At 67.2% G+C, this 21,600-nt stretch carries 20 protein-coding genes and 1 tRNA gene; 6 read left to right on the top strand and 15 right to left on the bottom strand.

Going from position 1 to position 21,600, the window contains the following annotated elements; all coding sequences use genetic code 11:
• Nucleotides 1-144: 144 nt before the first annotated feature.
• Together ABE434_RS12190 and speA are read right to left on the bottom strand one after the other, a co-directional pair.
• Nucleotides 145-468 carry a DUF6122 family protein gene (locus tag ABE434_RS12190; RefSeq protein ID WP_346479013.1) on the bottom strand — a complete coding sequence of 108 codons (324 nt, stop codon included), beginning with the start codon at nucleotides 466-468 and terminating at the stop codon, nucleotides 145-147.
• A 94-nt stretch (nucleotides 469-562) separates the two neighbouring features.
• Entirely contained in the window at nucleotides 563-2,452 is a 1,890-nt protein-coding gene (gene speA, locus ABE434_RS12195; protein ID WP_179459814.1) for an arginine decarboxylase, read from the bottom strand.
• A 192-nt stretch (nucleotides 2,453-2,644) separates the two neighbouring features.
• Between speA and speE the strand changes: the two genes are divergently transcribed.
• Nucleotides 2,645-3,499 (top strand): polyamine aminopropyltransferase, encoded by an 855-nt coding sequence (speE, locus tag ABE434_RS12200; RefSeq protein ID WP_346479014.1) that lies wholly within the window; start codon nucleotides 2,645-2,647, stop codon nucleotides 3,497-3,499.
• A 237-nt stretch (nucleotides 3,500-3,736) separates the two neighbouring features.
• On the opposite strand, the gene ABE434_RS12205 is transcribed toward speE, so the two are convergent.
• The gene (locus ABE434_RS12205) at nucleotides 3,737-4,642 is read right to left on the bottom strand and encodes an aspartyl/asparaginyl beta-hydroxylase domain-containing protein (protein ID WP_176987925.1); all 906 of its coding nucleotides are present in this window, start codon (nucleotides 4,640-4,642) and stop codon (nucleotides 3,737-3,739) included.
• A 476-nt stretch (nucleotides 4,643-5,118) separates the two neighbouring features.
• On the opposite strand from ABE434_RS12205, the gene ABE434_RS12210 reads away from it, so the two are divergent.
• Nucleotides 5,119-5,772 (top strand): RIO1 family regulatory kinase/ATPase, encoded by a 654-nt coding sequence (locus tag ABE434_RS12210; protein WP_319207275.1) that lies wholly within the window; start codon nucleotides 5,119-5,121, stop codon nucleotides 5,770-5,772.
• 31 nt (nucleotides 5,773-5,803) lie between these two features.
• Here the strand turns inward: ABE434_RS12210 and ABE434_RS12215 are convergent, their stop codons facing one another.
• On the bottom strand, nucleotides 5,804-6,142 hold the full coding sequence (locus ABE434_RS12215; protein WP_123729924.1) for a P-II family nitrogen regulator: 339 nt from the start codon (nucleotides 6,140-6,142) through the stop codon (nucleotides 5,804-5,806).
• A 126-nt stretch (nucleotides 6,143-6,268) separates the two neighbouring features.
• Here ABE434_RS12215 and ABE434_RS12220 point away from each other — a divergent pair, with 126 nt between their 5' ends.
• Entirely contained in the window at nucleotides 6,269-6,532 is a 264-nt protein-coding gene (locus tag ABE434_RS12220; protein WP_176987923.1) for an accessory factor UbiK family protein, read from the top strand.
• Between the two features lie 20 nt (nucleotides 6,533-6,552).
• Here ABE434_RS12220 and yidA read toward each other — a convergent pair whose 3' ends face one another.
• Nucleotides 6,553-7,392: a sugar-phosphatase gene (gene yidA / locus ABE434_RS12225; protein WP_346479015.1), complete on the bottom strand. Its 840-nt coding sequence runs from the start codon at nucleotides 7,390-7,392 to the stop codon at nucleotides 6,553-6,555.
• Between the two features lie 160 nt (nucleotides 7,393-7,552).
• On the opposite strand from yidA, the gene ABE434_RS12230 reads away from it, so the two are divergent.
• Nucleotides 7,553-9,055, top strand: coding sequence for a YifB family Mg chelatase-like AAA ATPase (locus tag ABE434_RS12230; protein WP_346479016.1), 1,503 nt, complete (start codon nucleotides 7,553-7,555; stop codon nucleotides 9,053-9,055).
• A 31-nt stretch (nucleotides 9,056-9,086) separates the two neighbouring features.
• On the opposite strand, the gene ABE434_RS12235 is transcribed toward ABE434_RS12230, so the two are convergent.
• Entirely contained in the window at nucleotides 9,087-10,037 is a 951-nt protein-coding gene (locus tag ABE434_RS12235) for a glutathione S-transferase family protein (RefSeq protein ID WP_346479017.1), read from the bottom strand.
• Between the two features lie 195 nt (nucleotides 10,038-10,232).
• On the opposite strand from ABE434_RS12235, the gene ABE434_RS12240 reads away from it, so the two are divergent.
• Complete coding sequence (locus ABE434_RS12240) at nucleotides 10,233-10,904, top strand: VOC family protein (RefSeq protein WP_346479018.1); 672 nt, start codon at nucleotides 10,233-10,235, stop codon at nucleotides 10,902-10,904.
• 64 nt (nucleotides 10,905-10,968) lie between these two features.
• Here ABE434_RS12240 and ABE434_RS12245 read toward each other — a convergent pair whose 3' ends face one another.
• The 3 genes from ABE434_RS12245 to ubiA form a co-directional block, all read right to left on the bottom strand.
• A complete protein-coding gene (locus ABE434_RS12245) occupies nucleotides 10,969-11,112 on the bottom strand; it encodes a hypothetical protein (protein WP_179459806.1) in 144 nt (47 codons plus the stop codon).
• Nucleotides 11,113-11,379: 267 nt separating this feature from the next.
• A complete protein-coding gene (locus ABE434_RS12250; protein WP_346479019.1) occupies nucleotides 11,380-12,804 on the bottom strand; it encodes a TIGR00366 family protein in 1,425 nt (474 codons plus the stop codon).
• 122 nt (nucleotides 12,805-12,926) lie between these two features.
• Complete coding sequence (gene ubiA, locus ABE434_RS12255; protein WP_346479020.1) at nucleotides 12,927-13,820, bottom strand: 4-hydroxybenzoate octaprenyltransferase; 894 nt, start codon at nucleotides 13,818-13,820, stop codon at nucleotides 12,927-12,929.
• Between the two features lie 158 nt (nucleotides 13,821-13,978).
• Between ubiA and ABE434_RS12260 the strand changes: the two genes are divergently transcribed.
• Nucleotides 13,979-14,055: transfer RNA gene (locus ABE434_RS12260), tRNA-Arg, on the top strand.
• A gap of 186 nt (nucleotides 14,056-14,241) precedes the next feature.
• Here the strand turns inward: ABE434_RS12260 and ABE434_RS12265 are convergent.
• From ABE434_RS12265 to ABE434_RS12290, 6 genes are all read right to left on the bottom strand, one after another.
• The gene (locus ABE434_RS12265) at nucleotides 14,242-15,042 is read right to left on the bottom strand and encodes a SapC family protein (RefSeq protein ID WP_346479021.1); all 801 of its coding nucleotides are present in this window, start codon (nucleotides 15,040-15,042) and stop codon (nucleotides 14,242-14,244) included.
• A 68-nt stretch (nucleotides 15,043-15,110) separates the two neighbouring features.
• Nucleotides 15,111-16,841 (bottom strand): putative porin, encoded by a 1,731-nt coding sequence (locus ABE434_RS12270; protein WP_346479022.1) that lies wholly within the window; start codon nucleotides 16,839-16,841, stop codon nucleotides 15,111-15,113.
• A gap of 50 nt (nucleotides 16,842-16,891) precedes the next feature.
• Nucleotides 16,892-17,584: an energy transducer TonB gene (locus ABE434_RS12275; protein WP_346479023.1), complete on the bottom strand. Its 693-nt coding sequence runs from the start codon at nucleotides 17,582-17,584 to the stop codon at nucleotides 16,892-16,894.
• 4 nt (nucleotides 17,585-17,588) lie between these two features.
• Entirely contained in the window at nucleotides 17,589-18,002 is a 414-nt protein-coding gene (locus tag ABE434_RS12280) for a biopolymer transporter ExbD (RefSeq protein ID WP_088433529.1), read from the bottom strand.
• Nucleotides 18,003-18,012: 10 nt separating this feature from the next.
• Nucleotides 18,013-19,824 carry a DUF2341 domain-containing protein gene (locus ABE434_RS12285; protein ID WP_346479024.1) on the bottom strand — a complete coding sequence of 604 codons (1,812 nt, stop codon included), beginning with the start codon at nucleotides 19,822-19,824 and terminating at the stop codon, nucleotides 18,013-18,015.
• Nucleotides 19,825-19,861: 37 nt separating this feature from the next.
• Nucleotides 19,862-21,490, bottom strand: a complete 1,629-nt coding sequence (locus ABE434_RS12290) for a ShlB/FhaC/HecB family hemolysin secretion/activation protein (protein WP_346479025.1) — start codon at nucleotides 21,488-21,490, stop codon at nucleotides 19,862-19,864.
• Nucleotides 21,491-21,600 lie beyond the last annotated feature (110 nt).

Consider the following 21,600-nt stretch of genomic DNA (forward strand, 5'->3'; position numbering starts at 1 on the left):
GGGTGGTGGGGGGGGGGGGGGGGGGGGGGCCCGCCCCGCCCGGGGGGGGCCCCCCCCCCCCCCCCCCCCCACTACCGGTCAGCTGCAGCGGATCTGATGCATTACGTCATCCACGCATGGCGTGGATCTACCGGCCGGCGTGAGTTACCTGCCGGCGTGCATCCACCAGCAGTCGATCGCATCCAGCACGATGTGGATGATCAGGCCGATGCCGAACAGCCGCGTCTTCTTCGGAATGCACAACCCGGCATACACCGCGATCGCCGGCGCCGTATGCAACGGATGGAAACCGATGCTGCAGCGGTTCGGGGCGTAGATCGGGTCGGCCAGCAGGTGGTCCAGATCGATGATCCAGCCCAGCAGCATCAGCACCCAGGCGGACAGGAAACGCTTGCGCCAGAACATCCACGCCAGCACCGCCGGCACGGCCGCATGCAGGAACAGATGAAAGATCGCGCGCGCGCTCATGCGGGTTCCGGGTGCCTTGGAGGAACCGCCGGGCAGTGCCCGGCGCTACGGACGGCCGGGTGAGGCCCGAAGGCCATCACCCGTCGCCACCGGCTCAGGCCAGCGGCTCGTCGGACAGGTAGGTGTAGCCGGTCAGGCCGGCTTCCAGTGCCTCGGACAGTTCCTGCGCACGCGCCGGCGAGAGGTCCGCCGCCGCTACGCGCGCGGCGTAGCTCGCGCGCAGGTCGGCCAGGCTGTAGCCGACGTAGTCCAGCATCACATCGGTGGTGTCACCGCGGCGCTGCTGGGTGATCGCGTAGCCATCGGCATCGGCCAGCACTTCCACTGCGTCGGTATCGCCGAACAGGTTGTGGATGTCGCCCAGGATCTCCTGGTACGCACCGACCATGAAGAAGGCGATGCGGTAGCTCTCGCCGGACTTCAGCGCATGCAGCGGCAGCGAGGTGTCCAGGCTCTCGTTCTCGACGTAGGTTTTCACCATGCCGTCCGAATCGCAGGTCATGTCGGCGATGATGCCGCGGCGCTCAGGCTGCTCGTTCAGGCGCTCGATCGGCACGATCGGGAACACCTGGTCGATCGCCCAGGCATCCGGGATCGATTCGAACACGCTGAAGTTGACGAAGTACTTGTCGACCAGGCGCTCGTTCAACTCGTCCAGCGCCGGGCGATGGCTCTTCTCGTCATAGCTCAGGCGAGCACGCACGGCATGGGCGATGGCGTAGAACAGGTCATCGATGCGGGCGCGCTGCGGCAGGTCGATCTGGCCCAGCGCATAGCTGGACAGGCCTTCGGCATGGAAGTGCTGCGCTTCCTGGAACAGCTCCACCGCCGGGCGCTCATCGAGCTCGGCGTGGATCTCGCGCAGGTGGCGGATCGCCGCCGGCTCGTCGTCGTGCTGGTCCGGCACGCGGCCTTCCTGCGCCTCTTCCACTTCGGAGACGTTGGCGATCAGCACCGCGTGGTGCGCGGTCATCGCGCGGCCGCACTCGGTGACGATCCGCGGCGGAGTCAGGCCATGCTCTTCGCAGGCATTGGCCAGCGGCTGCACGATGTTGCTGGCGTAGGAGTTCAGGCCGTAGTTGATCGAGCAGAAGCTGCGCGAGCGGGTGCCTTCGTAATCCACGCCCAGGCCACCGCCGACGTCCACGTGGGTGATCTTCGCGCCCAGGCGCGAGAGCTCCACGAAGTAGCGGGTGGCTTCGCGCATGCCGTTGGCGATGTCGCGCACGTTGGAGATCTGCGAGCCCATGTGGAAATGCAGCAGGCTCAGGCAGTCCGCGTACTCGGTATCGCGCAGCGACTTCCACAGGTCCAGCAGCTGACGCGGCGAGAGACCGAACTTGGCCTTGTCGCCACCGCTGTTCTGCCACTTGCCCGCGCCCAGCGAGGCCAGGCGCATGCGCACGCCCAGGCCCGGCTTGACGTCCAGCGCCTTGGATTCCTCCAGCACCAGCTTCAGTTCGGAGGGCTTCTCGATCACGATGAAGGTCTGCAGGCCCAGCTTGCGGCCGATCAGGGCCAGGCGGATGTACTCGCGGTCCTTGTAGCCGTTGCAGACGATCAGGCCGCCCGGGCGCGACAGCGCCAGCACGGCCATCAGCTCGGGCTTGCTGCCCGCTTCCAGGCCGAAGCCCTCGCCATGGTGGCTGGCCAGGGTGCCGGCCACGCCACGGTGCTGGTTGACCTTGATCGGGTACACGGCGGTGTAGCCGCCCGGGTAGTCCCAGTCGGCCTGCGCCTGCGCGAAGGCGGCCTGCAGCTTGCCCAGGCGCTGGCCCAGGATGTCCGGGAAGCGCACCAGCAGCGGCAGCTTGGCGCCGGCCTCGCGGGCGGCGTCCACGATCTTCGGCAGCGATACCACCGGGCCGTCCTGGCCAGTCGGTCTCACCACCATGTGTCCTGCCTGATCCACGTCGAAGTAACCATCCGCCCAATGCGGAATCGAGTAGGTCTTGCGGGCTTGGTCGAGGGACCAATCGGTCATTTCAGTGGGCCTGGTTGGTAAAAAAGGGGGTGCATGATAACGCCTATGTGGCGACAGCTCCGTTATCATGCGCGCCCGCGCCCGTGCTCAGGCTTTAAACCTGAACGGGCCAACCCGTCCGGACGTGGCTTGCGCCACGCGGCATCGCCGCCAGCCCGGCTCCAACACCCTTCCGAACAGGACTGCTATTCCATGACTGACAACAACAACTGGTACATCGAACACTTCGAGCGCACCGGCTCGGCCATCGGCTACCGCCTGACCGGCAAGCTGGATGAAGTGCAGTCGCCGTTCCAGAAGATCGAGATCTTCGCGACCACCGATTGGGGCAACCTGATGACCATCGATGGCGCCATCATGTTGACCAGCAAGGACAACTTCTTCTACCACGAGATGATCAGCCACCCGGTGCTGTTCACCCATGCAGCGCCCAAGCGCGTGGTGATCATCGGCGGCGGCGACTGCGGCACCCTGCGCGAAGTGCTCAAGCACCCGGGCGTGGAGAGCGTGACCCAGTGCGACATCGACGAGCAGGTCACCGTGATGGCCCGCAAGCATTTCCCGGAACTGTGCGATTCCAATGACGACCCGCGCGCCGAGCTGATGTTCGATGACGGCGTGGCCTACATGGCCAACTGCCCGGCCGGCAGCGTGGACGTGGTGATCGTGGACTCCACCGATCCGGTCGGCCCGGGCGAAGGCCTGTTCAACAAGGCGTTCTATGAGAGCTGCTTCAAGGCCCTGAAGGATGACGGCATCCTGGTGCAGCAGTCCGAATCGCCACTGATGCAGCTGGACCTGATCAACGAAATGCGCGCCGAGATGGGCAAGGCCGGTTTCGGTTCGTTCAAGACCCTGCCGTTCCCGCAGCCGTGCTACCCGACCGGCTGGTGGAGCGTGACCCTGGCCCGCAAGGGCGAGAGCAGCTTCGATTTCCGCCAGGCCGATTCGGCCGCCAAGTCGTTCGAGACGCTGTACTACACCGCCGCGCTGCACACCGGCGTGCTGGTGACGCCGCCGTTCGTGGCGGCAGCCCTGAAGGGCTGAAGCGCCGTATCAACGCGCTGCGTTGATACCCCAGAGTTTGCCCAGCAAACCCTGGGGCCCCGGCTTACCAGCACCCACATCCCCCGCGCCTGTCGGCGCGCCCCCCTTGACTCAAGGGGGGCTCTTGGCCGGATGGAATGCCAGTGAATTCCGAAAAAAAAACCCGCGCTGGCAACAGCGCGGGTTTTTCATGCCCGGTAGTGCCGGCCGCTGGCCGGCAACCTCATGCACCCCGGCTCAGATCGCCCAGATGCCGGCGATCACCGCCACCACCAGGCCCCACTTGATCACCTGGTAGGCGACCACGCTGCGCTCGCGCAGCGCCTTGGCCTTGAGGCGCACCTTGTAGACGCTGCCGAAGGCCTTGTTGACGCCACCGGTCGGGTCACCCGGCAGGTTCGGCGAGGCGCCACCGGCCAGCAGCGTGGAGGCCACGGCGCGGTTGAACAGGCCCGGCAGGCCGAAGCGCAGCGGTCGCGCGATATCGCAGAACAGGATCACGCGGTCATCCGGCGTCTCGTTGTGCGCGTGGTGGATGTAGGTCTCATCGAACATCATCCACTCGCCATCACGCCAGCTCTTCCGGATGCCGTCCACTTCGATGTAGCAGGCGTCATCGTTCGGGGTGGCCAGGCCCAGGTGCAGGCGCAGCGAGCCGGCGAAGGGATCGCGGTGGGGCCGCAGTTCACTGCCCGAGGGCAGTTGGGCGAACATCGCCGCGCGCACGTCCGGCAGCGATTCCAGCAGCGCGGTGGTCTTCGGGCACAGCGCCTTGGCCGAGGGGTGTGACGGGCCATACCACTTCAGGTAGAAGCGCTTCCAGCCGCGGCGGAAAAACGAGTTGAAGCCGGCATCGTTGAAGGTGCTGGAGGCGGCGATCTTGTCGGCATCGCGCAGGGCCAGCGCTTCGTCGCGGATCATCTGCCAGTTCTGGCGCAACGGCTCCAGCTGCGGGAATTCCTTGCCCGGGTCCAGGAACGGCGTGGTCGGCACCTTCGAGAACGCGTACATGATCACGTTGATCGGGGCCATGAAGCTGGAGTGGTCCAGCAGCTGGCGCGACCAGCGCGCGCGCACCTTGCCGCGGTAATGGATGTACAGCACGCAGGCGATGAACAGCCCTGCCAGCACGATCTTGATCATCAGTCTTCCTCCGGCATGGCCGGACCCGAAATGGTGGGGGCGATGCACGGCAGTGACCGGCATCGATAGGGCGGCAGGAGGCGGGGACGTGCCGGGGAGGGGCGGCCGCCGATGTCGCGAGCAACAGCATATGGTCGGCAGCGCCTGCGTCGCGGTCAAGCACGGGCTGGGCGATGTTCAGCGCCTGGTGCCCCATGGAACCGCCGGCTGCATTGGACGCACGGCAGCCATGCCTGCCCCGCACTCCCCGGTGATCGCCGGCAACCCGCTGATGTATAACGAAATTCTTTCAAACGATACAGTATTGTCCGCTTCAGCGTGACGAACTGTTCCACGCCGGGCTACGACATTTCTCCGACATCATCTGGATTCGTGTACTGCTGAGTACTAAAATTAACGAAATCTTTAGTTCCCCACGTTAAGCAGCACCGGTACGCCTGACGCATTGCGCCGACCGCCGGGTCGCACAGACCCCTATGAATACAATCGTTGCCCCGTGTGTCGATGACACCGCCCCCGCCGAGCTGCTCAAGCGCGGCGAACGCCTCCTGGAACCCGACGTCTACCGGACCTGCCTCAATGGCCAGCCGGCCGTGGTCAAGGATTACACCCGTTACCGCGGCACACCCCTGTCGCCGATCGCCCGCCTGCTGGTCCGCCGCGAGGCGCGCATCCTGCAGCGCCTGAGCGGCTGGAAACACGCCCCTGCCCTGCTCGGCACCATCGGTGGGCTCGCGCTGGGCATGGAGTTCATTCCCGGCCAGACCCTGAGCGCGGCCCAGTCGGTCGGCATCGAGGTCTTCGAGCAGCTGCAGTACGCCCTGACGCGCCTGCATGCCGCCGGCATCACCCACAACGATCTGCACGGCACCAACGTCATGGTCAGCGGGGGCGTGCCAGTGCTGGTCGATTTCACTTCGGCCTGGCGCAGCCCGCGCTGGCTGCCGGTACACCCGGTCTCGCGCCAGCTGCGCCGCAGCGACATGAAGAACCTGCTGAAGATGCGCCAGCGCCTGACCGGCGAGCGTCCCAGCCCCGCCGAGGCGGCCCAGGTGGCCGATCCGCGCTGGGTGGCCGGCGTGCGCGTGGCCTGGAAGCGTTTCTACCGCTGGTTCAAGGGCCACGCCTGATCGCGGGTGCCCTCGGGAAAGCCGGCGCGCGTTACAGCGCGTCGGCGTCCAGCTCACCGGTACGGATGCGCACCACGGTGCCCAGGTCGTACACGAAGACCTTGCCGTCGCCGATCTTGCCGGTGCCGGCGGCCTTGACGATGGCTTCCACCACCTCCTCGACCTGGTTGTCGACGACCGCCACCTCGATCTTCACCTTGGGCAGGAAGTCGACCACGTACTCCGCCCCGCGGTAGAGCTCGGTATGGCCCTTCTGCCGCCCGAAGCCCTTGACCTCGGTGACCGTGATCCCGGTGACGCCGCGCTCGGCCAGCGCTTCGCGCACGTCGTCGAGCTTGAACGGCTTGACCACCGCCATGACCATCTTCATCCGTCTGCACTCCTGTCTCTCAGGCTGCGAGGATAACGCCTGTCCGCCGGTGAACGCGATGCGCGTGGTCCGTGCCGCCGGCAGCGTGGCGGCTTATCCTTGGCGCATACCCCGCGGAGCCGCCCCATGATCGACCTCAACCACCTGGATGACCTCGCCCGCCGCCTGAGCGACATGGTCCCCCCGGGCCTGCGCCAGTCGCGCGAAGAACTGCAGGCCACCTTCAAAACCGCGCTGCAGGCCGGGCTGGGCAAGCTGGACCTGGTGACCCGCGAGGAATTCGACGTGCAGCGTGCGGTGCTGCTGCGCACCCGCGAGAAGCTGGAGGCGCTGGAGAAGACGGTGGCCGCGCTGGAAGCGCGTGACGGGTCGGCTGCGCCTCGGGAGTAATCCGTCGCTCTCGCCTTCGCTTACGCGTCCTGCAACACGAACCGCTCGATCGCCAACGCCACGCCGTCCTCGGCGTTGGTCGCGGTCTCGAAGCGCGCGGTCTGCTTCACCGCCGCAATCGCGTTGCCCATGGCGACGCTGGTGCCGGCGAACTGCAGCATGGTCAGGTCGTTCTCCTGATCGCCGACCGCCATCACGTTGGCACGGTCCACGCCGAGGTGCGCGGCCAGCTTCTCCAGGCTCGGTCCCTTCCCGGCCCGGTGGTCGAACACCTCCAGGAAGAACGGCGCGCTCTTGAGCACCGCGAAGCGGTCGGTCAGTTCCGAGGGCAGGCGCTGGATGGCGGCATCCAGCACGTCCGGCTCATCGATCATCATCAGCTTGATGAACTGCATGGCCGGGTCCATGTCTTCGACCCGGCGATACGACAGCGGCACGTTCGACAGGTGCGAATCGGCCACCGTATACAGGCTGATGTCCTGGTTGGGCGTATACATGCGCCGGCCATCGAGCGCCTGGAAGTGAATGCCCAGCTCGCGCGAGATCCGCTCGCAGAACACGAAGTCCTCGAAACTCAGCGGAAACTCGATGACGCGCTGGCCGCTGCCGATGTTCTGCACCACGGCGCCATTGCAGGCGATGCAGTAGTCCTGCTCACCCTCGATACCCAACTGCTGCAGGAACGGCGCCATCCCCGACACCGGGCGGCCACTGGCCAGCACCACCTGGACGCCCTGCGCGCGGGCGCGGGCGATGGCCTGCATGACCCGGGGCGTCAGCGTGTGTGCGGGATCGAGCAGGGTCCCGTCCATGTCGATGGCGACCAGTTCGATCGGGCCGGAGCGGTGGTGCATATCCATGGTGTTCGACGGCGTGGTGCGTGGGGGCGCCCAGTCTAGCGGGAGTGCCTGGACACTGCGGCACCGTTTGCCTACCCCACGGCGCGGCAAGCGCTGATGGATTGCGATCTCCGTGCCCTGCCATTGTTCCTGGCATGCCGCAGACCCCGGAAACAACCGCATGAGCCTCGCGCTGGTGCACAGCCGTGCACGTGCCGGCGTGAAAGCCCCCGCTGTACGGATCGAGGTATTCCTGTCGGGCGGGTTGCCACATACCCAGATCGTCGGGCTGCCGGCCGCGGCCGTGCGGGAGTCCCGCGACCGTGTGCGTGCCGCGCTGATCTGCGCACGCTTCGAGTTTCCGCAGCGGCGGATCACCATCAACCTGGCCCCGGCCGATCTGCCCAAGGAAGGCGGCCGATTTGATCTGGCCATCGCGCTCGGCATCCTCGCCGCCAGCGGCCAGATCGATGCGCAGTCGCTGGACAGGTTCGAGTTCCTGGGCGAGCTGGCCCTCACCGGTGAACTGCGCGGGGTCGACGGCGTCCTGCCTGCCGCGATTGCCGCCGCCCGGGACGGCCGCAGCCTGATCGTGGCCGCCGCCAACAGCGAGGAAGCCGCGCTGGCCCAGCACGCCGACGTACGCATTGCCCGCACCCTGCTGGAAGTCTGCAGCGCCCTTGAGAGCGGTACGCTGCCGCCTGCCGTGGCGGCCGCCGCGCTGCCGGTCAGCATTCCCGACCTGCGCGACGTGCGCGGCCAGCTGCAGGCGCGCCGGGCGCTGGAGGTCGCGGCGGCCGGCGGGCATCACCTGTTGCTGCTCGGCACCCCCGGCTGCGGCAAGACGTTGCTGGCCTCGCGCCTGCCCGGCATCCTGCCCGCTGCCAGCGAGCTGGAGGCCCTGGAAGCGGCAACCATCGCCTCGTGCAGTGGCCAGGGTATTGATGCGGGGCGCTGGCGGCAGCGGCCGTATAGAGCGCCGCACCATACCGCCAGCGCGGTGGCGCTGATCGGCGGTGGCTCGCATCCCAGGCCTGGGGAGATCTCGCTGGCACACAACGGAGTGTTGTTCCTCGACGAACTCCCGGAGTGGAGCCGGCATGCGCTGGAAGTCATGCGCGAGCCGATCGAATCCGGGGTTGCGGTGGTCAGCCGCGCGGCCCGCACCGAGCGCTTTCCTGCGCGGTTCCAGCTCGTTGCGGCCATGAATCCGTGCCCCTGTGGCTGGGCCGGTGATCGCAGTGGGCGCTGCCTCTGCGCCGAGGAAGTGATCCGACGCTATCGAGGGCGCGTGTCCGGGCCGCTGATGGACCGCATCGACCTGCATGTCGAAGTGCCCCGACTGGACCCGCGCGAGCTGCGCGATGACGCGCCGCTGGGCGAGGACAGTGCGAGTGTGCGCGCCCGCGTGGTGGCCGCGCGGGAGGTGCAGCTGGTGCGCAGTGGGAAAGCCAATGCACAGCTGCTGCCGTTCGAGCTGAGCGAGCATTGCCGGTTGTCGCGGGAGGATCAGCAGCTGCTGGAGGACGCCGTGGAGCAGTTGCAGCTGTCAGCGCGCTCGATGCATCGCATTCTGCGGGTGGCGCGGACGGTGGCGGATCTGGGGCATGCGGAGGACATCGCAACTGCGCATGTGGCGGAGGCGATCGGGTATCGGCAGTTGGATCGGGGTGGCAGCGGGTGAGGCAAGACGCCGTGATGCCCGGAATGCTGGCTCAGTAAGCCCACTCAGGCCCCACCGGCACGATCCCCGACGGATTGAGATGCCGGTGACTCCCGAAATAGTGATGCTTGATGTGCTCAAAGTTCACCGTATCCGCCACCTCCGGAATCGCCATCATCCGCGCCACGAACGCATGCAGGCCAGCGAAGTCCGCAATGCGCCGCACGTTGCACTTGAAGTGCACGTAGTACACCGAATCAAAGCGGATCAACGTAGTAAACAGACGGATATCCGCTTCCGTCATGACATCGCCCACCAGCCACTCGCGTTGCTGGAGCCGCTGATCCAACCACGTGAGCGTCTCAAACAACGGCCCAACAGCCTCTTCGTACGCCTGCTGCGTTGATGCAAAACCCGCTTGGTACACACCGTTGTTGACGGTCGCATAGACCCGCTCGTTGATCGCATCGATTTCAGCACGCAGCGCCACCGGATAGAAATCACCGGCCTTGGCACCCAGTCCGTCATACGCGGTGTTGAACATCCGGATGATGTCCGCCGATTCATTGCTGACGATCGTCCCGCGCTCGCGATCCCACAGCACCGGCACGGTCACCTTGCCGGTCATTCCCGGCTTGACGGCGGCGTACAGTTCATGCAGATAGCGCGCACCGCGTTCGGGCTCCGGTGTCACCTGCGGGCCGGGCTCAAAATTCCACCCCTGATCGCCCATGTGCCAGTTGACCACCGACACCGGCACCAGATCTTCCAGGTCCTTCAGCGCGCGCACGATCAGCGTGCGATGTGCCCACGGACAGGCGAGACTCACATAGAGGCGGAACCGCCCAGGCGCCGCTTTGACACCAGGCTCGCCATTCGGGCCAGCCCTGCCGTCGGCGCTCAACCAATCGCGGAAGGTAGAGTCCTCGCGCTTGAAATGACCGTCCTTGTCAGCGGCACCCGCGGTGCCTTCCTGCCATGTTCCCTCGACCAGCATGCCCATCGCGGGACTACTCCTCTGATAGTGGTGTGTGGTGCGCCGGTGGTGCGTCCCGGCTTCTACAGCGTGTTGTAGCAAACGCATCGACAATGCCCGGTGATGGGACCTCGCAGCGGGTGCATGTTTCATCGCGTTCATCGCCGAAGCACACGCATCTGCGGCAGAATGTCGATGTATCTACGTGAGACATCCATCATCATGCGTATCCATCAGATCGACCTTCCCGTGTCCGATGTCGCCGCCACCGTGGCGTACTTCCACGATGAACTTCAGCTGCCGGTCGAGGGCTCGGCCGTGCGCATCGGCTGGAGCACCCTGCAGCTGCACCCCGCAGGATCGAATCCGGTCGGCGGTGTGCACCTGGCGTTCAACGTCCCGGCCAATCGATTCGAAGCGGCCACCGACTGGCTGAAAGCACGCGCCACCCTGCAGCGCGATCTGAAGGGCCATGACCATTTCACCTTCGATGGCCGCTGGGATTCGGAGTCGATCTATTTCACCGGGCCGGACGGCCTGATCCTGGAGTTGATCGCACGCCGTCGCTTGCCTGCCGGCGAGCGCCAGGGCGAATTCCATGGCAGCGAGATGACCTGCATCAGCGAGGTCGGCCTGCCCGCTGAACACGTGGGCGAGGTGCAGGCAAAAGCACAGAACGCCTTCGGGCTGGCGCCGTTGTCACAGCCGACGCCGCACTTCGCACCGCTCGGCGATGATGAAGGCCTGTTGATCGTGGTCGATGCCACGCGCCGCTGGTTCCCCGAGCAGAAAGTGCTGCCAAATGCGCGCGGCATCCGCGTCGTGCTGCATGACGTGGTGCCTGGCGCGGTTGTCGAAGACGGCGCACTGGGCTGGCACCTGCGCTCTGCCTGAGCAGGCCCGGACGAACGAAGCCCCGCCGGAGCGGGGCTTCAGTTCACACAACAGCCGGCTGGGCTCACTCTTCCTCGTCCTGCTGGCCGCCCTGCTGCTGATTCTGGTTGCGCTGCTGCTGTTCCTGCTGCTGTTGCTGCTGCTGGTCGCGACCGCGTTCCTGCTGCTCACCGCGCTGATTCGGGTTCTGCTGGTTCTGCTGAGCCATCTCGATTCTCCGGTTGCCGCAAACGGAATGTCGCGGTCGGGGCCATCCTCTGCAGCGGCAGGTTAACGACGTGTGCGGGTTTGCATACGGAAACGTCAACGCGTCCGTTCCGACGTTTCGTGCCGTGCAGGAGCCCATGTCGCAGTAGGCGTTGGCCTGCATATGAACGGTTCGAATTCCCTTATGCCGCTACGCGCAAACCGGCTTTCCGTGCGACTGAACAGGCCATCCCGGCACCTCCCGGTGCGGATGACGCGCAGATGACGATCACGGCATCACCGGCGGCACGTAGGTCAGCGTCATGCCGAGCAGCCACAGCAGGCCGAGCACGAGCGGGATATGCACCAGCAACTGGATGAAGGTGAAGCCGACGATGTCGCGCGCCTTCAGGCCGAGCACGCCCAGCAGCGGCAGCATCCAGAACGGGTTGATCAGGTTCGGCAGCGCCTCGGCGGCGTTGTAGACCTGCACCGCCCAGCCCAGATGGGCCTTCAGTTCGTTGGCGGCCTGCATCACGTACGGCGCTTCGATGATCCACTTGCCGCCGCCGGAGGGCACGAAGAAACCGAGTACGGCCGAGTACACGCCCATCACCAGCGCGAAGGTGTCGGTGGTGGCGATATGCACGAACAGCGTGGACAGGCGATGCGCGAGGGTCTCATCGCCACTGCCGGTGGCGTGGGTGAGGATCATCGCGATGCCGCCATACAGCGGGAACTGGATCAGCACGCCGGTGGTGCTCGGTACCGCCTTGGCCACGGCGTTGAGGAAGCTGCGTGGGCGCCAGTGCAGCAGCAGGCCGAGCGAGATGAACAGGAAGTTGTAGGTGTTGAGGTTGGCGATGGCGGTGACCACCGGCTTGCTGGCGAACTCGCCGAACAGCCAGCCGAACGCGAGCAGCGAGAGCAGCACGGTCAGCAGCGGGCTGTACTCCAGCCACTCGCCGGGGCGGGTGCGCGGCTGCAGCGGCTCGGCCTCGGCGCGGGCGGCGCCTTCGAAGTCCTTGGCGGTGCGCGCGGTGGCAGCACCGGGCGCGGTCAGCCAGGCGATCAGCAGCGACACCAGGATCAGCGCGGACGTCAGCGCGATCGACTGCCACAGGAAGATGGTCTCGGTGAAGGGAAGCACGCCGGTGATCTCGATCAGGCCGGGCGGCATGCTCGCCGGGTTGGCCTGCAGCTGGGCGGCCGAGGAGCTCAGGCCCATCGCCCAGACGGCGCCAAGGCCGAGATACGCCGAGGCACCGGCGGCGCGGTAATCCATGTTGAGCGCTTCGCGACGCGCCAGCGCGCGCACCAGCAGGCCGCCGAACACCAGCGAGAAGCCCCAGCTCAGCAGCGACGCGAGCATGCTGATCAGGCCGACATAGACCACCGCGCCACGGCCGGTCTTGGGGACGCGGGCCAGCAGCTCGATGAAGCGCGCCACGATCGGCGCGGTAGCGACCGCATAGCCACCGATGACCACGAAGGCCATCTGCATGGTGAAGGGGATCAGGCTCCAGAAGCCCTCGCCGAAGGCGGTGGCGGTAGCCTGCGGGGTCGCGCCGAAGCCCATCGCGGCGGCGGCGACGATGACCACGCCGAGCACCGCGAACACGTAGGCGTCGGGGAACCACTTCTCCGCCCAGGCCGCCGAGCGCAGTGCCGCGCGCGCCATCCAGCCGTCCTGTACCACCGTCGACGTGTTCATCGTCCCGCCCTCCCCGATCATTCAATGGGAGGGATTCTGGGCGTTGCGAACGGCGCTGTCAGTCGCCTAATGGTCGTAGTGCGCGTTACCGGTAGCACCCGACCGTTGGTCGGGTGGCCCCCTCAGCGCACCGCCAACGCCACCGCGATGCCGGCGAACAGCGCCGCACCGACCCAGTTGTTGTGCAGGAAGGCCTTGAAGCACGGGTCGCGCTCGCGCTTGCGGGCGATCCAGAACTCGTAGGCGATCAACCCTGCAGCAACACCGACGCCGATGCCGTAGTAGAACCCCAGCCCGGCGCGCAGGCCGACCAGCGCCATCGTGCCCAGGAACAGTGCGTAGAGAATGCCCTGGATCACCAGGTCCAGATCCCCGAACAGGATCGCGGTGGAATGCGAGCCCATCTTCAGGTCGTCATCGCGGTCGACCATGGCGTACCAGGTGTCATACGCGGTCGACCACAGGATGTTGGCGCCGTACAGCAGCCAGCCGATCACCGGCACCTCGCCCTGCACTGCGGCGAACGCCATCGGGATGCCCCAGCCGAAGGCCATGCCCAGGTAGACCTGCGGCAGGTGGGTGTAGCGCTTGAGGTAGGGGTAGCTGGCGGCCAGGAACACGCCGATGAAGCTCATGCCGATGGTGAGCCAGTTCAGGGTCAACACCAGGCCAAAGGCGACGATCATCAGCCCGGCGAACAGGGCCAGCGCCTCGCGGCCGGAGACGGCGCCACTGGCCAGCGGGCGGTCCTTGGTGCGCTTGACGTGCGGGTCCAGCCAGCGGTCGGCGTAATCGTTGATCACGCAGCCGGCCGAGCGGGTCAACCACACGCCCGCGGTGAACACGAACAGCGTCCACAGCGGCGGCAGCCCGCCGGAGGCCAGCCACAGCGCCCACCAGGTGGGCCAGAGCAGCAGCAGGGTGCCGATCGGACGGTCGGCGCGCATCAACTTCCAGTAGTGCCGCCAGCGCGACGGGGGCGCCGCCTTGGGCGCCTCAAAACGTTCGTAAGCCATCGGTAAAGGATACCGCCTGGGCTGGCCGGGCGCGCCGTCGCCCGGCCCATCGGTGCGGGGGGCAGACCTGCGCGGCGTTTACGGATAGAATGCTCCTCCCGCGCCGCTTTGGCGGTCCGTGGCCCCATCAGGCGGCCCGGCGGGACGCAGGACACAACGCGCTCGTAGCTCAGCCGGATAGAGTAGTGGCTTCCGAAGCCATTGGTCGGGGGTTCGAATCCCTCCGGGCGCACCATCCTCGCCATCTTCCCTTGCAGGTATTTCCGCTGCGGCGCGCTTTTGTGCGCTCGGACGGAGTGCCGTGCCGGCTGCCGCGCGCGAACGCACCGGATCGGGTGCCGCACAGATGACGCCACTCGAAGGGCTGGTCTTCCCACCGGCCTGGAGTGACGGCACCTGCACGGCGCCCCGGTAGAACAGGTCAGCCTGTGGCGAGGTCGGCGAAGCGACCCAGCGAAGCCAGGTGGAAATACACCGGCGCCAGCCAGCCCTGGCGATGCCAGTGCACGAGGGTGGTATCCGGCAGCGCATCCAGGCGCGCGGGATCGACGACATGGAAGCCCTGCAGGCTGTGACGGCGGCCATCGGCCAGCACCACGTCAGCCTGGCGCTCGATCAGCACGCCGGCCTCGGCCAGTGCGGCACTGAAGGCGCGGGTGGCGATGTCTTCGCGGGTGAAGGCTTCGCAGAACTGCAGGGCATGACGCGTCATCGCCGAAGGCTGGTCGCCCTCGAACAGCGGCTGCCCTTCCTCACCCTCCTGCACGATCATGTCCGCATCGGCATCGATGGCCAGCACGTAGCCGTCCGGATCGGTGGTGCGCGCGAATACGAACGGGTAGCGCCGCACGTAGGCGGGAATGTAGGCGCCGGCCTGCCACTGGTCGGCGATGACGAAGCGGTTCTGCTCCGCCTCCAGGCCGAGCACGGCGATCGGCAGATGATCGGGACCGGCGAAGACCAGCGGATACGCACGCGAGGCCGCGGCGAATTCCCCGATCATCACTGGAATCGAGTGACTGCCGGCGGCGAACGCGGCGCCGGTCTGGCGCACGCGCCAGTGGGCATGAAGCTGCGACGACAGCACGACCGGGCGGCGGTAGAGCATGGGCCAGCTGGCCGGCGGCGTGATGCTGTCGGCCGCTGCCGAGACGGCATCGGCATCGGCATCGGCATCGACGTCGTCGCCGGTATCCGGCGCAAGGGAAGTGTCGGTGTTCATGATGAAAATCCAATGTGGGGCAGCAAGGGAGGCGGCACGCCGCCTCCCGGAGACAGGCGTTGCGTCGGTCAGAAGCCTGCGTTGACTTCCAGCTGGAAGACGTCGATCGACAACGGGGCGCCGGTGACCTCCTTGGCGGCCATCCAGCGCCCGGTCAGCCACACGTTCCTATCGAACATGTAGGAGCCGCTCAGGTAGTAGCCCTTGGCATTGGTGCCACCGAGGTGGAAGTTGGAATCGTTGTAGGCATCGGGCAGCGCATCGCCTTCCAGGCGCTTGTAGCCGAGCGCCAGGTTCCAGTCGCCGGTCTGCTTCATCGCCAGCTGGCCAAAGGTCGCCTGCGCCATGTACGCCATGTCGCCGCTCTGGATGTCCTGCGGCCCGGCCACGCCGTTGGCGGCAGCGCCCAGGTTGGTGACGATGCCGCCCTGCGCGCGTTCCCACATGCGGTTGGGATCGTAGGCCAGGTTCTTGATCGCGTGCCCTTCCAGGCGCAGGGCATTGCCCGCGAACAGCGGCGTTTCCCAAGCCAGGTTGAGGTCGAGCAGTTCGAACTCCGAGGCCAGGCCGACGTACTGCGGCATCGGGGTGTTGGCCGGGTCGAGCGGATTGAGCGCGATGTTCCGCAGCAGCATCAGCGTGTTGCCCTTCTGCATGAACGCAGGGCGCGACCAGTCGCTGCTGCAGAAGTCCGCGCCGGCATACAGCGCGCACGGCTGCGAGTACTCGCCGGCGGTATTGCGGAAATCGTAGTAGCCGACCGCCGCGCGCAGTTTCTGCGCATCGCCGAACTGCCACTCGGCGCCGACCTGCACGCCGTTGAGCCACTTGTTCTCGCTCTTCATCTTGTCCTGGCTGGTGTTCGGGAAGCTGTCGGAGGAGTACTCCAAAGGCGTCAGGCCCAGCGTGGCGAACAAGGACAGGCCGTCATCGCCGATCGGCTGCGCGTACTTGAACGCCAGGCCGTCGAAGTTGAGGTCGTTGGAGAACAGCGTGTCGGTGGACCAGTACGGGTTGCCGAAGCGGCCACCGAGGATGTCCAGGCCCGCCACCGGCGTCCACGACAGCCATGCCTGGTCGAGCCAGGCGTCTTTCTTGGCCAGGCCACCGCCCAGCGTCTGGGTGGAGGACACCGGGCCGTTGTCGTTGCCGGTCGCCAGGCGCACGCCGGCACGGGTGTGCTCGCCCAGCTCGGCGATCACGCCCAGGCGTGCGCGGATCCGCCAGGAGTTGTTGCGGTCCTGGCGGGTGTTGCGCAGCGGCGGCAGATCCAGGTTGGTGTTGCCGTTGACGTCGTATCCATTGCCGGCGTTGATCCGCGCCCAGTCCACTTCGATGTCGCTGTTGCGCTCGGAATACAGGCGGCTCTCATTGCGCACGCGCACGTCACCCTGCACGCGCAGGCGCTGCGTCCACTCGGGCACCTGGTCAGGCGCCGCCCAACGCTCGGCCTTGGCCTCGGCCATGACGCTGGCCTTGACCTCTTCGCGGATCTCATCGCGCACGGTCTGCGGGATGTAGGGCACGCGCACGTCGCCGGGCTGCGCGGCGATCGCGGTGGACGCCGGCGCTGCGGGGGCTGCCGCCGATTCGCGCTGCGCCTCCAGCAACAGCGCCTGGCCGGCCTCGGGCTTGAGCGCGCCGCTGTCCATCAGGCCGCGGATCAGCTTGATCATGGTGCTCTCGCCGCCCGCTCCCTGGGCGTGGGCGCCGCCACTGGCCAGGACCAGGGCGACACCGGTGGCGATGGCGGTGCTGCGCAGTCCCAGCAGCGCGGAGTGGAGGGTTGAACGGGTCATCGGCTTGCTCGCAGAAAGGAAACATCAGGGAAGAAGAAAGACAGCGCAGCTCATCCGGCCGGGCGACGGCCCTGCACCAGCACGCGCGCGGGGAAGCTCAACGACGCCGGTGGCCGCTCGTCGATGCGGCCGATCGCGCGGATCGCCTGCAGCACCGCTTCATCGGCTTCGGTGTTGCCGCTGCCGCGCGCGAGCTCGACGCGGGTCACCTGCCCGGCCTCGTCCAGCCAGACGTTGACGGTCAGCTGGAAGGCCAGGCGCTGCACCTTGGCGTCGCGTGCCACGGCCTGTTGCAGCACGTAGCCCAGGTAACGGCCGTAGCTCGCATTGCCGGCGCCACCGGCACCGGTACCGCTGCGCCCGCCACCCGAGCCGGACTGGATGCCGAAGCTGTCGCCGCCGGCCTGCGCGTCGGCATCCATCGTTACCGGGTCGGCGGTGTCGGGCGTCGGCGCTTCTTCGGTGGGCTTGGGCACCTCGTCCAGCGGCTCGGGCTCGGGCATGACCTCTTCAGGGGTCACCTCCGGCTCGGGCTCGGGCTCCGGTGGGGGCGGCGGCGGCGGTGGCGGCAACATCACCATCGGGATCTCGGCCACGGGCCGGCGCGTACTGGCGTTGTCCTTGAACAGCAGGTACCAGAGCAGCAACGCCAGGGCCGCCAGGCCGACGATCAACGCCGCCACGGGCCACCAGCGGCGCCACGCGGGCACGCTGTCACCGCTGCGGGAGTGGAGGGAAGTCACGCCCTCACCCCTGCACTTTGCCGGTGACCAGGCCGACCTGGGTCAGCTCGATCTTCCGCAGCAGGTCGAGCACTTCGACCACGCGCGCGTACTGCACCTGCGCATCGCCGCGCACGATCACCGGGATATCCGGATTCAGTGCCTTCTCCGTGCGCAGGCGATCCTCCAGCTCGGCCAGGCTGACCGGGTAGGCGTCCAGGAAGATCTGGCCGGCGTTGTCGACGGTGATCGCCTTGGTCTTGGGCTTCTCCAGCGCCATGCTGGAACTGGCCTTCGGCAGGTTGACCTCGATCCCGGGAATGGTGGCGTTGCTGGTGAGGATGAAGATCACCAGCACCACCAGCAGCACGTCCACGAACGGGGTCACGTTGATACCTTTCTCGCGTTTCTTGATGCCGAACCGCTTTGCCCTGGCCATGGTGGTCTCCTCAGGCCAGCGCCGGGCGCGCTGCGGCGGCCGGTGCGGTGCGGTCGAACTCTTCAGCCAGGCGCGCGGTGAACTCGTCGACGAACACCGACATGTCCGCCGCGATTGCTTCAGCGCGCGAGGCCAGCCAGTTGTAGCCAAACAGCGCCGGGATCGCGACGCCCAGACCGGCCGCCGTACACAGCAGCGCCGCCGCCATGCCCGGGGCCACCGAGTTGATGTCCACCGCGCCGGCCATCGCCGCCACCGCGAACACCAGCATGATGCCGATCACGGTGCCGAACAGGCCGATGTACGGCGCGCCTTCGATCGTGGTGGACAGCCAGTTCATGCGCTTGGACATGCGCTCGGTCTCGCGCGTGACTTCGGCATCCATCGAGGCGCGGATCGAGGTGATCGCCGCGGCGGTAAGGCCATGGTGGTGCGAGCCGCGCCCGTCCATTTCTTCCATGGCGATGCGGTACAGCCGCCACAGCGTGGAGTTGTCGCGGATCTGCGGAGCCAGGCTGCCGGTGCGTTCCAGTGCCTGCAGCGACGCGACCGGTGCACCGGTGACCTTCTTGTACTGGACGGTGAAGGCCTCGTTGGCCTTGGCCACGGTGCCGAAGTAGCGGCTCTTGGCGATCATGATCGCCCAGGACAGGAGCAGCATCAGGCCCAGCACGATCACCACCACCCAGGCATCGACCGGCATCGCCTTGAGGATGAAACCGAAGTGGCTCACACCTGCCGACTGCTCGTCTTCGCCGAAGGCGATCAGGCGCGATTCGGCACCCTGCGCGGTGGCATCGGCCAGCAGCGCGGTGGCCGGGCGGGCCACCTTGGACACGCGCACTTCATCGATCACGCCCAGGAACGGCTGCGCGGCCGGAAGGGCGGCCGCCTCGCCCGCCGCACCCGTGGCGAGGGCGTCGCCACCGAGCAGGGCTTCACCGGTGAACGCCGGCAGGCCGGTGGCCAGACGCACCGCTTCACGGCCGGCGACGTACAGGATCACCGCATTCTCGGTGCTGGTCACCGCCACGTGTGCCCACTGTCCGGCCACCAGTGCCGGGATCGGCTGGCTGCGCTGGTCGTTGACGCGCACGTAGGGCACGCCGTTGTCGAGGCCGACGAGGAAGACGTTGCCGCCTTCGCGGCGCGCATAGATCGCCTGGTCCGGGCCGAGCTGGTCAGGTTTGATCCAGGCCGAGACGGTCATCGCACCATTGGCCGCCACCGCCAGCGACGTTGCACCCGGCAGGTGCAGCGGCGCGCCGGCCAGCTGTGCACCGCGGCCGATGATCGCGCCGTCGGCGGGCTTGAACTCACCGGTGAGCGTATTGACGTACGCCGTGGTGTCACGTGCCTCGGTGCCGCTGTCGGCGAAGTGGTAGACCGCGCTGTAGTCCGGATCGAACACGCGCTGGCCGTTGGCCGCCGCCGGCGCGCCGGCGTTGCCGTAGTACATCCAGATCGTCTGCGCCGCGGTGCCGCTGAGCGTGGGCACGTCGACCCAGACCAGGGCCATGCCCAGCGCCGCGTCGTATTGCTCGACCTGGTGGTTGAGCACGGTGTGGCCATCGGCCCCGACGAAGCGCAGGTCGTTGCCGCCTTCGGCGACGCCGTCGAAGGCGAAGTTGCCGGTGTGCAGGCGGATCAGCACGGGCGTACGGCCGAGATTGCCGCCCAGCGCGGCCCCGTTGGGGCTGGCATCGAGCGTGATCGGCTTGCGGTACTTCCAGTCGGCCTGCCACCACGCGGTCTCGGCGTGGGCGACGCTGAGCGTGGACATGCTCAGGCAGAACAACAACAGGGCAAGAAGGCGTTGCATGGACGGTATCTCCGGAAAATGCTTGGGAAAGTCAGGCTCAGTAGCTGGCGCCGACGCTCAGGTGCAGGCGGTTGGCATCTTTGGTCGTGGTCGGGCCGTCGTGCAGCGTCCGGCCGTAGTCGAAGCGGAGGTTGTAGTGCTCGCCGATGCGCAGGCTGCTGCCTACGCCGACCGCGCTCATCGCGGCGCTGTCGGCCTGTTCGGGCAGCGGCCGGCGCAGGCCCAGCCACGCACCGTCGAGGAAGCCGTAGAAGCGCCACTCCTGCAGGCCCCACAGGCCGAGCGGTCGCGTGCGCCATTCCAGCGTGGCCAGCGCGCCGTAATCGCCGATGCCTTCGGCCGAGCGGTAGCCACGGGTGGTGAACATGCCGCCGGCGGCGAACTGCTCGCCGGAGACCAGCGGCTGGTCGGTCATCTGCGCCGACAGCCGCGCGAACCACTGCGCACCACTCTCCAGCGTGTAGGTGTCGCTCAGTTCCAGCTTGAGCGCGAAGAAGCTGGGATCGGCGTAGGCGCGCTTCCAGTCGAACTCGTCATCGGTACTGCCGTAACCGAACAGGCTGCGCGCACCGAACACCGCCTGCACGCCGACGTTGAGCTGGTGCTTGGTGCCCTGGCGGAAGCCGCTGTAGGCCACGGTCACCGGCGCGTACTTGAGCGGGGCGAAATCCGAGGCCTGGCCGACCATCGCGACCGATTCGTCCAGGTCCTTGAAGTCGACACCGGCCGAGAGCTGGTGCCACCAGGCGCCCGTCATCGGGAAGGTGTGGCTGAGCTTGACGCCGACCGCGTGGCCCTTGCCGGTGACATTGGTCTGGCCGGTGGACACCACGTTGCTGTCGGAGCGGTAGCCGGAGAAATCCAGCATCCAGTCCGGGCTGCCCAGCGGCAGACCGTAGGCGCCGGACCACACGTTGGCCTGGTCCAGGTCCTGCGGCGCGGCGAAGAACGTCAGCGAGGCGGTGTGCTCGCGCTGCCAGAGGTTGTCGTGGCCGACCGTGAGGATGCTGCGCAGTGGCTCGGTGTCCACGCTGTGGTCGTTGTTGAGCGTGGCGCTGTAGCGCCAGGGTGATTTGTCATCGACCTTGAGCTCCACATCCATCGTGCCGTCGGCGGCGCCGGGCTTGACCAGCGGCACCACCTGGCGCTTGCCGCCACGGTTGAGTTCGGTCAGCTGCGCCTGCGCGCGTTCGAAGTCCGGCACCGCGCCCGCCTGCAGCGCCGGCACGCGCTCGGCCAGGCGTGCGGGATCGTTGTGCTCGGCGCCGACCACCTTGACCTGGCCGATGCGGGTCTCGGTGACCTGCAGGATCACCACGCCACCGCTGACCTGTTGCTCGGGCAGGTCCACATACACAGACTGGTAGCCCTTGCCCTGGTAGGCCGACTGCAGCGCCACGCGCGCCGCTTCGACATCCTGCAGGGTGCGGTTCGGGCCGAGATGCGGGGAGACCGCCTGCTCGATGTCGCGCGCGCCGAGCACGGTGTTGCCGCGCACCAGGTACTCGTTGATGTTGACGCGGGCAGCCGGGGTCGCCGCGGCCGCCATCGGGGCAGCGACAGCGTCGGCGTCGGCAGGCGCGGTCTGCGCGTTGGCCAGCGAAATCGCGCAGAGCAGGCCCAGTGGCAGGGATGCCCGTGCCAGCGCCGGGGAGATTGAAGACATCAGTGGCTTCTCAATGCGGAAAGGGATTCAGATGCGCAGGAGGTGAGCGTGCGCAACGGCGGTAACAGCGCCGTTGCACCGGCAAGGCAGTTGCGTGCGCGCGCATGGCG

The organism is Stenotrophomonas sp. TWI1183 (assembly GCF_039673115.1).
GTDB lineage: Bacteria > Pseudomonadota > Gammaproteobacteria > Xanthomonadales > Xanthomonadaceae > Stenotrophomonas > Stenotrophomonas maltophilia_AA.

Excerpts from the sequence above, each read along its gene's own strand:
- ABE434_RS12190 (WP_346479013.1), bottom strand. The coding sequence starts at position 468 with ATGAGCGCGCGCGCGATCTTTCATCTGTTCCTGCATGCGGCCGTGCCG.
- speA (WP_179459814.1), bottom strand. The coding sequence starts at position 2,452 with ATGACCGATTGGTCCCTCGACCAAGCCCGCAAGACCTACTCGATTCCG.
- speE (WP_346479014.1), top strand. The coding sequence starts at position 2,645 with ATGACTGACAACAACAACTGGTACATCGAACACTTCGAGCGCACCGGC.
- ABE434_RS12205 (WP_176987925.1), bottom strand. The coding sequence starts at position 4,642 with ATGATCAAGATCGTGCTGGCAGGGCTGTTCATCGCCTGCGTGCTGTAC.
- ABE434_RS12210 (WP_319207275.1), top strand. The coding sequence starts at position 5,119 with ATGAATACAATCGTTGCCCCGTGTGTCGATGACACCGCCCCCGCCGAG.
- ABE434_RS12215 (WP_123729924.1), bottom strand. The coding sequence starts at position 6,142 with ATGAAGATGGTCATGGCGGTGGTCAAGCCGTTCAAGCTCGACGACGTG.
- ABE434_RS12220 (WP_176987923.1), top strand. The coding sequence starts at position 6,269 with ATGATCGACCTCAACCACCTGGATGACCTCGCCCGCCGCCTGAGCGAC.
- yidA (WP_346479015.1), bottom strand. The coding sequence starts at position 7,392 with ATGGATATGCACCACCGCTCCGGCCCGATCGAACTGGTCGCCATCGAC.
- ABE434_RS12230 (WP_346479016.1), top strand. The coding sequence starts at position 7,553 with ATGAGCCTCGCGCTGGTGCACAGCCGTGCACGTGCCGGCGTGAAAGCC.
- ABE434_RS12235 (WP_346479017.1), bottom strand. The coding sequence starts at position 10,037 with ATGGGCATGCTGGTCGAGGGAACATGGCAGGAAGGCACCGCGGGTGCC.
- ABE434_RS12240 (WP_346479018.1), top strand. The coding sequence starts at position 10,233 with ATGCGTATCCATCAGATCGACCTTCCCGTGTCCGATGTCGCCGCCACC.
- ABE434_RS12245 (WP_179459806.1), bottom strand. The coding sequence starts at position 11,112 with ATGGCTCAGCAGAACCAGCAGAACCCGAATCAGCGCGGTGAGCAGCAG.
- ABE434_RS12250 (WP_346479019.1), bottom strand. The coding sequence starts at position 12,804 with ATGAACACGTCGACGGTGGTACAGGACGGCTGGATGGCGCGCGCGGCA.
- ubiA (WP_346479020.1), bottom strand. The coding sequence starts at position 13,820 with ATGGCTTACGAACGTTTTGAGGCGCCCAAGGCGGCGCCCCCGTCGCGC.
- ABE434_RS12265 (WP_346479021.1), bottom strand. The coding sequence starts at position 15,042 with ATGAACACCGACACTTCCCTTGCGCCGGATACCGGCGACGACGTCGAT.
- ABE434_RS12270 (WP_346479022.1), bottom strand. The coding sequence starts at position 16,841 with ATGACCCGTTCAACCCTCCACTCCGCGCTGCTGGGACTGCGCAGCACC.
- ABE434_RS12280 (WP_088433529.1), bottom strand. The coding sequence starts at position 18,002 with ATGGCCAGGGCAAAGCGGTTCGGCATCAAGAAACGCGAGAAAGGTATC.
- ABE434_RS12285 (WP_346479024.1), bottom strand. The coding sequence starts at position 19,824 with ATGCAACGCCTTCTTGCCCTGTTGTTGTTCTGCCTGAGCATGTCCACG.
- ABE434_RS12290 (WP_346479025.1), bottom strand. The coding sequence starts at position 21,490 with ATGTCTTCAATCTCCCCGGCGCTGGCACGGGCATCCCTGCCACTGGGC.